Annotated in this window: 7 protein-coding genes and 1 pseudogene; 3 read left to right on the forward strand and 5 right to left on the reverse strand. The window is 60.1% G+C overall.

Going from position 1 to position 6,154, the window contains the following annotated elements; all coding sequences use genetic code 11:
• From ACN0SC_RS16475 to ACN0SC_RS16495, 5 genes and pseudogenes are all read right to left on the reverse strand, one after another.
• A pseudogene (locus ACN0SC_RS16475) lies at positions 1-191 on the reverse strand (hypothetical protein); the annotation flags it as partial.
• Positions 192-268: 77 nt separating this feature from the next.
• Positions 269-847 (reverse strand): cob(I)yrinic acid a,c-diamide adenosyltransferase, encoded by a 579-nt coding sequence (locus ACN0SC_RS16480; RefSeq protein ID WP_417250786.1) that lies wholly within the window; start codon positions 845-847, stop codon positions 269-271.
• Positions 848-868: 21 nt separating this feature from the next.
• Positions 869-1,069, reverse strand: a complete 201-nt coding sequence (locus tag ACN0SC_RS16485) for a twin transmembrane helix small protein (RefSeq protein WP_417250787.1) — start codon at positions 1,067-1,069, stop codon at positions 869-871.
• Positions 1,070-1,154: 85 nt separating this feature from the next.
• Positions 1,155-1,982 carry an SDR family NAD(P)-dependent oxidoreductase gene (locus tag ACN0SC_RS16490; protein ID WP_417250788.1) on the reverse strand — a complete coding sequence of 276 codons (828 nt, stop codon included), beginning with the start codon at positions 1,980-1,982 and terminating at the stop codon, positions 1,155-1,157.
• A 72-nt stretch (positions 1,983-2,054) separates the two neighbouring features.
• Complete coding sequence (locus ACN0SC_RS16495; protein WP_417250789.1) at positions 2,055-2,705, reverse strand: SH3 domain-containing protein; 651 nt, start codon at positions 2,703-2,705, stop codon at positions 2,055-2,057.
• Between the two features lie 181 nt (positions 2,706-2,886).
• Between ACN0SC_RS16495 and ACN0SC_RS16500 the strand changes: the two genes are divergently transcribed.
• From ACN0SC_RS16500 to ACN0SC_RS16510, 3 genes are all read left to right on the forward strand, one after another.
• Entirely contained in the window at positions 2,887-5,241 is a 2,355-nt protein-coding gene (locus ACN0SC_RS16500; RefSeq protein WP_417250790.1) for a DNA topoisomerase IV subunit A, read from the forward strand.
• A 12-nt stretch (positions 5,242-5,253) separates the two neighbouring features.
• Positions 5,254-5,904 carry a hypothetical protein gene (locus ACN0SC_RS16505; protein ID WP_417250791.1) on the forward strand — a complete coding sequence of 217 codons (651 nt, stop codon included), beginning with the start codon at positions 5,254-5,256 and terminating at the stop codon, positions 5,902-5,904.
• A gap of 91 nt (positions 5,905-5,995) precedes the next feature.
• On the forward strand, positions 5,996-6,154 hold a 159-nt coding region (locus tag ACN0SC_RS16510; RefSeq protein ID WP_417250792.1), incomplete at its 3' end, for a GTP-binding protein.

The raw sequence follows: 6,154 nt of genomic DNA on the forward strand, positions 1-6,154 counted from the left end.
ACACCCGTGCCATCGGCCTTAACTTTGACCTTCACGTTGTAGTCGATCACGCGCTTGACCGGCACCAATACCTTCATGCGTAAATCTCCCTTCTGGACAGCCCAAGTCGGGGCGGTGTTCCTTACTTCGGCAACTTTATTACGCGTTAGCGCACGCAGAAAACAGCCCCAAAACGCCACGGTCCGTTCCAAAGACGTCACGTTTCGCGGGAAAATCGTCGCAGTCACGCGCTAACATCAGAATGGTTGGAGTTTCCGCGATTCTCTGCTTAGCGGTTCGCGCCAGGCACCCAAAGAACGTCGGCGCGGCCTTCGTCATTGGCCATGCGTGCGGCGCAAAACAACCAATCGGACAGGCGGTTGAGGTATTTGATTGCACTCGGGTTCGCGTCCCCCGCCTCTTCGGCAGCAAGTTCCACGGCAAGGCGTTCGGCGCGTCGCGCCACAGTGCGTGCGAGGTGGAGATGGGCCGCGAGCGGCGTGCCTGCGGGAAGAATGAAGCTTTTGAGCGGTTCTAGCACCGCAGTCATCGCGTCGATTTCCACCTCAAGTCGTGCGACCTGCTCAGGCACGATGCGCAACACGGGATAGTCTGCCTCATCGTCGCGATCCATATGCGGGCGCGACAGGTCGGCGCCAAGGTCAAAGAGGTCGTTCTGGATCGTGGCGAGGGCCTTGTCGGTTTCGCCTTCCGCGCTTAAACGCGCCACGCCGATGGCTGCGTTCAACTCATCCACTGTACCGTAAGCGCTCACACGGGTGGCGTGTTTGGGTGCGCGCGACATGTCCGAAAGCGAAGTCTCACCCGAGTCGCCTGTGCGCGTGTAGATTTTGTTGAGGACAACCATCTGTTCTCTCCCGCTGAATGCTTAAGGTCTGCCACCGCCAAAAGCGACGTAGAGCACCACGAGAACCACAACGCCGAACTGCGCGCCGATCCGCCATTTCATCATGGTGTTGGACTTCTTTGCGCCCTCGACGCCACCTCTGCCCATCAGACTGATGCCGCGCGCCAGAATTAGGACGACGACGATGCAGCCGATACCGATGATCGTGAGAAATGGGCTCATGGGGATGTCCTTCCAACAATGCTTGTTCTCACATAGCGCGTTTTGGGTTCGAGAAAAACACGCGAAACGCCGCGCCCCTTGGCACTTACATTCGGGACATGATCACGTCGATCAGGCGCTGAGGCAGGAACCGGCGTGCGGCGGCGGCGATGTAGGTGGGCGTGGTGACGTAGTAATGCGCGCGCGGACGGGGGGCCTCAAGCGCGCGGATGAGCTTGCGCGTTACCGCCTCGCAGCCCTGCTCGAAACGGTCGGGTGCGGTCTCGGCGGCGTAGAGGCGTTTGACCAATGTGGCGCGATATTGATCGGCGCGCGCGGAGTTCTCCCAGTCGATCCACCTGTCGAATTGCTTTCGCGCGTTGCGGCGAAAGGCAGTGCGGATCGGACCAGGTTCGATAAGGATGACATCAATCCCAGTGCCGCGCATTTCTAGGCGCAGGGTGTCGGTCAGTCCCTCCAGCGCGAATTTCGTCGCATTGTAGGAGCCGCGCCACGGCATCGCTTGCAGGCCAAGGACGGAAGAGCATTGCACGATCCGCCCATGGCCTTGCGCGCGCATCACGGGGATCACGCGGCGGGTGAGGTCGTGACTTCCGAAGAGGTTCGCCTCGAAATTCTGTCGCAGCGCGGCGACGGGCAAATCCTCGACGGCACCTGGAATCGCATAGGCGCCGTTGTTAAACAGGGCATCAAGCGTGCCGCCTGTACGTTCCAGAGTGGTCTCGACCGCCGCTTCGATGGTTTCGGGGGTTTCGTAGTCGAGGCGGAAGCTCTCCATCCCCTCGGCCTCAAGGCGTGCACAATCTTCCTCCGCACGGCAGGTCGCGAAGACGCGCCACCCCTTGCCAGCGAGCGTGCGGGCTGCGTCATAGCCGATGCCGCTGGAACAGCCCGTGATGAGAATGGAGCGCATGGTTGATCCCGTCAGATATAGCGTTTCGTCTGGGATAACCGATTGTATCTGCCAATGAAATGCGGTGCCGCGTCAGTCGGTCATTTCCTTGAGGAACCGTGCCGCCATGTAGCCTTCGACGCCGTCTCCTTCGACGAGGATTTTCACCCATTCGCTATAGGGGTTTGAGACGACGCGCACGATGTCGGCTTTCAGCACTTGACCGACCACGCCGTAGCCTGTGGACGGACCTGCGCGAACGTTGACGCGGTTGGCGGAGACGACCCGTAGAATCATGTCGTCAGTGGTCTCGGTGGCGAGAGCTTCGGCGCTCGGAGCGCTGTCCTGCGCACTCCCGTCAAGCGCGGCAAGCTCAGCGAGCTTCTCGGGGTCGGTGGCCGTGGTCACGGCGTGGTCAGTGACGGCTGCGCCGACCGTGGTAGCGAGCAATGCGTCATTCTGCGGCGCGTCGAGACTGGCCAGTTGGACGGTATCTTGCGGCGTGGTTGTTGTGGGCGTTTGATTGCGCTGCCCCATGGCGTCGAGTTCCGCGAGAGTTGGCACATAGCCGCCTTGCCTGCGGCCATCGCCATCATCGAAGGCATCGCGGAATGCGGCCATAACCGACACGCGATCCGCCCGACGGGCCTCGATCGCGGCCCGTTCGTCAGCGGTCAAATCACCACCGAAAGCATAGAGACAGCCGACGAAGCCGACCAAAGTCCAAAACGTTAAACGCAGCATGAGAACCCCCCAGTTCACCTTTAAGCGCGAGCACCATGTTATCCGATTCTAACGTTTGATGCGCAAGAAAGTTCCCTTAGGGGCGGCTCTACCTTCTGTAAACAGGTGAAAAAGGGACTGCTGCGTCAAAAGGGTGGGTGTGTCGCTTGTCGGACGCGGTTTGCGCCTGTATTCAGATTTCATGAGCAGTGATTTGACACACAAGCCCGATAACGCGGGCCTTCCCGAGAGCCTTGAGCCGCTGCGCCGTGCAATTGGCGAGCGGTATTTGCAGTACGCCCTGTCCACGATCATGCACCGTGCGCTCCCCGATGCGCGCGACGGGTTGAAGCCTGTGCATCGTCGTATCCTGTTTGCGATGCGGGAATTGCGGCTGTCCTCCAATGGCGGTTTCCGCAAGTCGGCGAAGATTTCTGGCGACGTGATGGGTAACTATCACCCCCACGGCGATGCAGCGATCTATGATGCGATGGCGCGTCTGGCGCAGGATTTCAACGTCCGTTACCCGCTGGTCGACGGTCAGGGGAATTTCGGCAATATCGACGGCGATAACCCCGCCGCCTCGCGCTACACCGAGGCGCGGATGACAGCCGCCGCCGAGGCGCTGTTGGAAGGGCTCAACGAGAACGCGGTCGATTACCGTGACAACTACGACGGCACGCTGACCGAGCCAGAAGTGCTTCCCGCCGCTTTCCCGAATCTCCTCGCGAACGGGTCGAGCGGGATTGCTGTTGGCATGGCCACGAACATCCCGCCGCACAATATCTGCGAGTTGGTTGATGCCTCGCTGCATATGATCAAGACGCCTGACGTGCGCGACGACACCCTGCTGAACTACGTCAAGGGGCCCGACTTCCCCACGGGAGGGGTGATCGTCGAGCCTCCAGAGAACATCGCAAAAGCCTATGCCACAGGGCGTGGATCGTTCCGCCTGCGTGCGAAATGGGAGGTCGAGGATCTAGGGCGCGGCCAGTGGCAGATCGTTGTAACCGAGATCCCCTATCAGGTTCAGAAATCCAAGCTGATCGAGAAGATCGCCGAGTTGATCCAGACCAAGAAGGTGCCGATTCTCGGTGACGTGCGCGACGAGAGCGCCGAGGACGTCCGCATGGTCCTTGAGCCGAAATCGAAAAATGTCGATCCGGAAGTGCTCATGAACACTCTGTTCCGCAACTCCGATCTGGAGACGCGGTTCTCGCTCAATATGAACGTGCTGATCGACGGGCGCACACCCAAGGTTTGCTCGCTCAAAGAAGTGCTGCGCGCGTGGCTTGATCACCGTCGCGACGTTCTCGTGCGCCGCAGCCAGCACCGCATGGACAAGATCGACCACCGTCTTGAGGTGCTCGAAGGCTTCATCATTGCCTTCCTCAACCTTGATCGCGTGATCGACATCATCCGCTATGACGATGATCCGAAGGCCGCGTTGATGGCCGAGGAATGGGGCCGTGATTTCCCGCGCGCCATGTCGGAAAAGGACTACGTCTCCCCGCTGCCCGCCAAGGAAGGTGCGGGCGAGTTGACGGAGGTTCAGGCCGAGGCGATCCTCAACATGCGCCTGCGCTCACTGCGCCGCCTTGAGGAAATCGAGCTGGTCAAGGAGCGCGACGCGCTCATGGCAGAGCGGGCCGAGTTGGAAGACCTGCTGCTTAATGACGACGTGCAATGGGCGAAAATCTCCGAGCAGTTGCGCGATGTCAAAAAGGCCTTTGGCAAGGATTACGGCCCGCGCGGTGCACGACTGACGCAATTCGCCGAGGCCGCCGAGGCTGCAGATGTGCCGCTTGAGGCCATGATCGAGCGCGAACCGATCACAGTCGTCTGCTCGCAGATGGGCTGGATTCGCGCCATGTCCGGCCACATCGACCTCAATCGCGAGCTGAAGTTCAAGGATGGCGACGGGCCGCGTTTCACCTTCCATGCGGAGACCACCGACAGGCTTTTGTTGATGGGGTCGAACGGGCGATTCTACACGCTCTCGGCTGCTTCCCTGCCTGGTGGGCGGGGCATGGGTGAGCCTGTGCGCCTGATTGTGGACCTGCCCAATGATGTCGAGATCGTCGATATTTTCACCCATGACCCCGAAGCCAAGCTGATCGTTGCATCTAGTGTCGGCAACGGCTTCGTGGTGTCTGAGAAAGACGTCGCAGCGCAAACTCGGTCAGGCAAGCAGGTGCTTAACGTGAAGGATGGCGAAGTGGCCAGTGTGGTCAAGCGTGTGGCGGGCGATCATGTCGCCGTCATCTCACAAAACCGCAGGTTCCTCGTCTTCCCGCTCTCTGAGGTGCCCGAAATGACGCGCGGCAAGGGGGTTCGGTTGCAGAAATACAACCAAGCCCGTGGCGCACAAGGTAGCCTCGAACTTGACGGCGGCCTGAGCGATCTGACCACCTTTAATATCGAAGAGGGCTTGAGTTGGACCATGGGGGGCGGCAACACTCGCACCGAGAAAGACCTGAGCCCATGGCTCGGCAAACGCGCAGGCGTGGGCAAACAGCCGCCCCACGGGTTCCCGCGTGACAACACGTTTAGCTAAACGAGGTACTACATGACCTATCTGCGCGCGCTTCTTGCCATCCTTGCTACCGTCACTTTGGTGGCGTGTAGCGACACAAAGGCCATCACGTCTGAAACCCCGTTGGTCGATCTGGGCGATTTTGCCTTCGGGCATAACGTAGTGGTCACGACTGGAATGGAAAAGGGACCGTTCTCGCGCGACGCAAGCGAGGAGGAGGTCGAAACCGTTCTGAAGGCCGCGATTGGCGAGCGCCTCAACCGCTACGACGGCGACCGCCTCTATCATCTTGGCGTCAAGGTCGAAGCTTACGCGCTCGCCATGCCTGGGGTTCCGCTGATCTTCACCCCGAAATCCGCGCTGATCCTGTCGGTGACTGCATGGGATGACGCCGCGCAGAAGAAGCTCAACGAGAAGCCGCGCCTGATCACGGTTTACGAAGGGCTGTCGGGAGAGACGTTGGTTGGCTCCGGCCTGACCCGCACGAAGGAGCAACAGCTCGAAATCCTTTCGCGAAATGCCGCTGAACGGATTGAGACTTGGCTCCAATCGAACGGTGAGTGGTTCGGTGTCGAGAATGCGCCCGAAGGCCCGTCGGAAGCCGAAGATGCAGCGGCTGCGCTTGAGGTGCTCGCCCCCGATGTCGACCCCGCCGCACTTGAGAGTGCATCCGAGGACAACTGACGCTTGATTTTCCCGCGCGAAGCCACTACCTAGCCCGCGATGTTAATTTCGGGCCGGATGCAGGCCCCTTCCAACCAAGAGGCGCCTCGATATGGCTAAGGAAAAGTTTGAGCGTTCAAAACCGCACGTGAACATCGGCACGATCGGTCACGTTGACCACGGTAAAACCACTTTGACGGCTGCGATCACCAAGTATTTTGGTGACTTCCAAGCGTATGACCAGATCGACGGCGCGCCGGAAGAGAAAGCC

The sequence above is a fragment of the Celeribacter sp. genome (assembly GCF_048261515.1).
In the GTDB taxonomy this organism is placed as follows: Bacteria; Pseudomonadota; Alphaproteobacteria; order Rhodobacterales; family Rhodobacteraceae; genus Celeribacter.

What these genes read in the sequence shown, in the direction of transcription:
- ACN0SC_RS16480 (WP_417250786.1), bottom strand. Translation starts at nt 847, where the DNA reads ATGGTTGTCCTCAACAAAATCTACACGCGCACAGGCGACTCGGGTGAG.
- ACN0SC_RS16485 (WP_417250787.1), bottom strand. Translation starts at nt 1,069, where the DNA reads ATGAGCCCATTTCTCACGATCATCGGTATCGGCTGCATCGTCGTCGTC.
- ACN0SC_RS16490 (WP_417250788.1), bottom strand. Translation starts at nt 1,982, where the DNA reads ATGCGCTCCATTCTCATCACGGGCTGTTCCAGCGGCATCGGCTATGAC.
- ACN0SC_RS16495 (WP_417250789.1), bottom strand. Translation starts at nt 2,705, where the DNA reads ATGCTGCGTTTAACGTTTTGGACTTTGGTCGGCTTCGTCGGCTGTCTC.
- ACN0SC_RS16500 (WP_417250790.1), top strand. Translation starts at nt 2,887, where the DNA reads ATGAGCAGTGATTTGACACACAAGCCCGATAACGCGGGCCTTCCCGAG.
- ACN0SC_RS16505 (WP_417250791.1), top strand. Translation starts at nt 5,254, where the DNA reads ATGACCTATCTGCGCGCGCTTCTTGCCATCCTTGCTACCGTCACTTTG.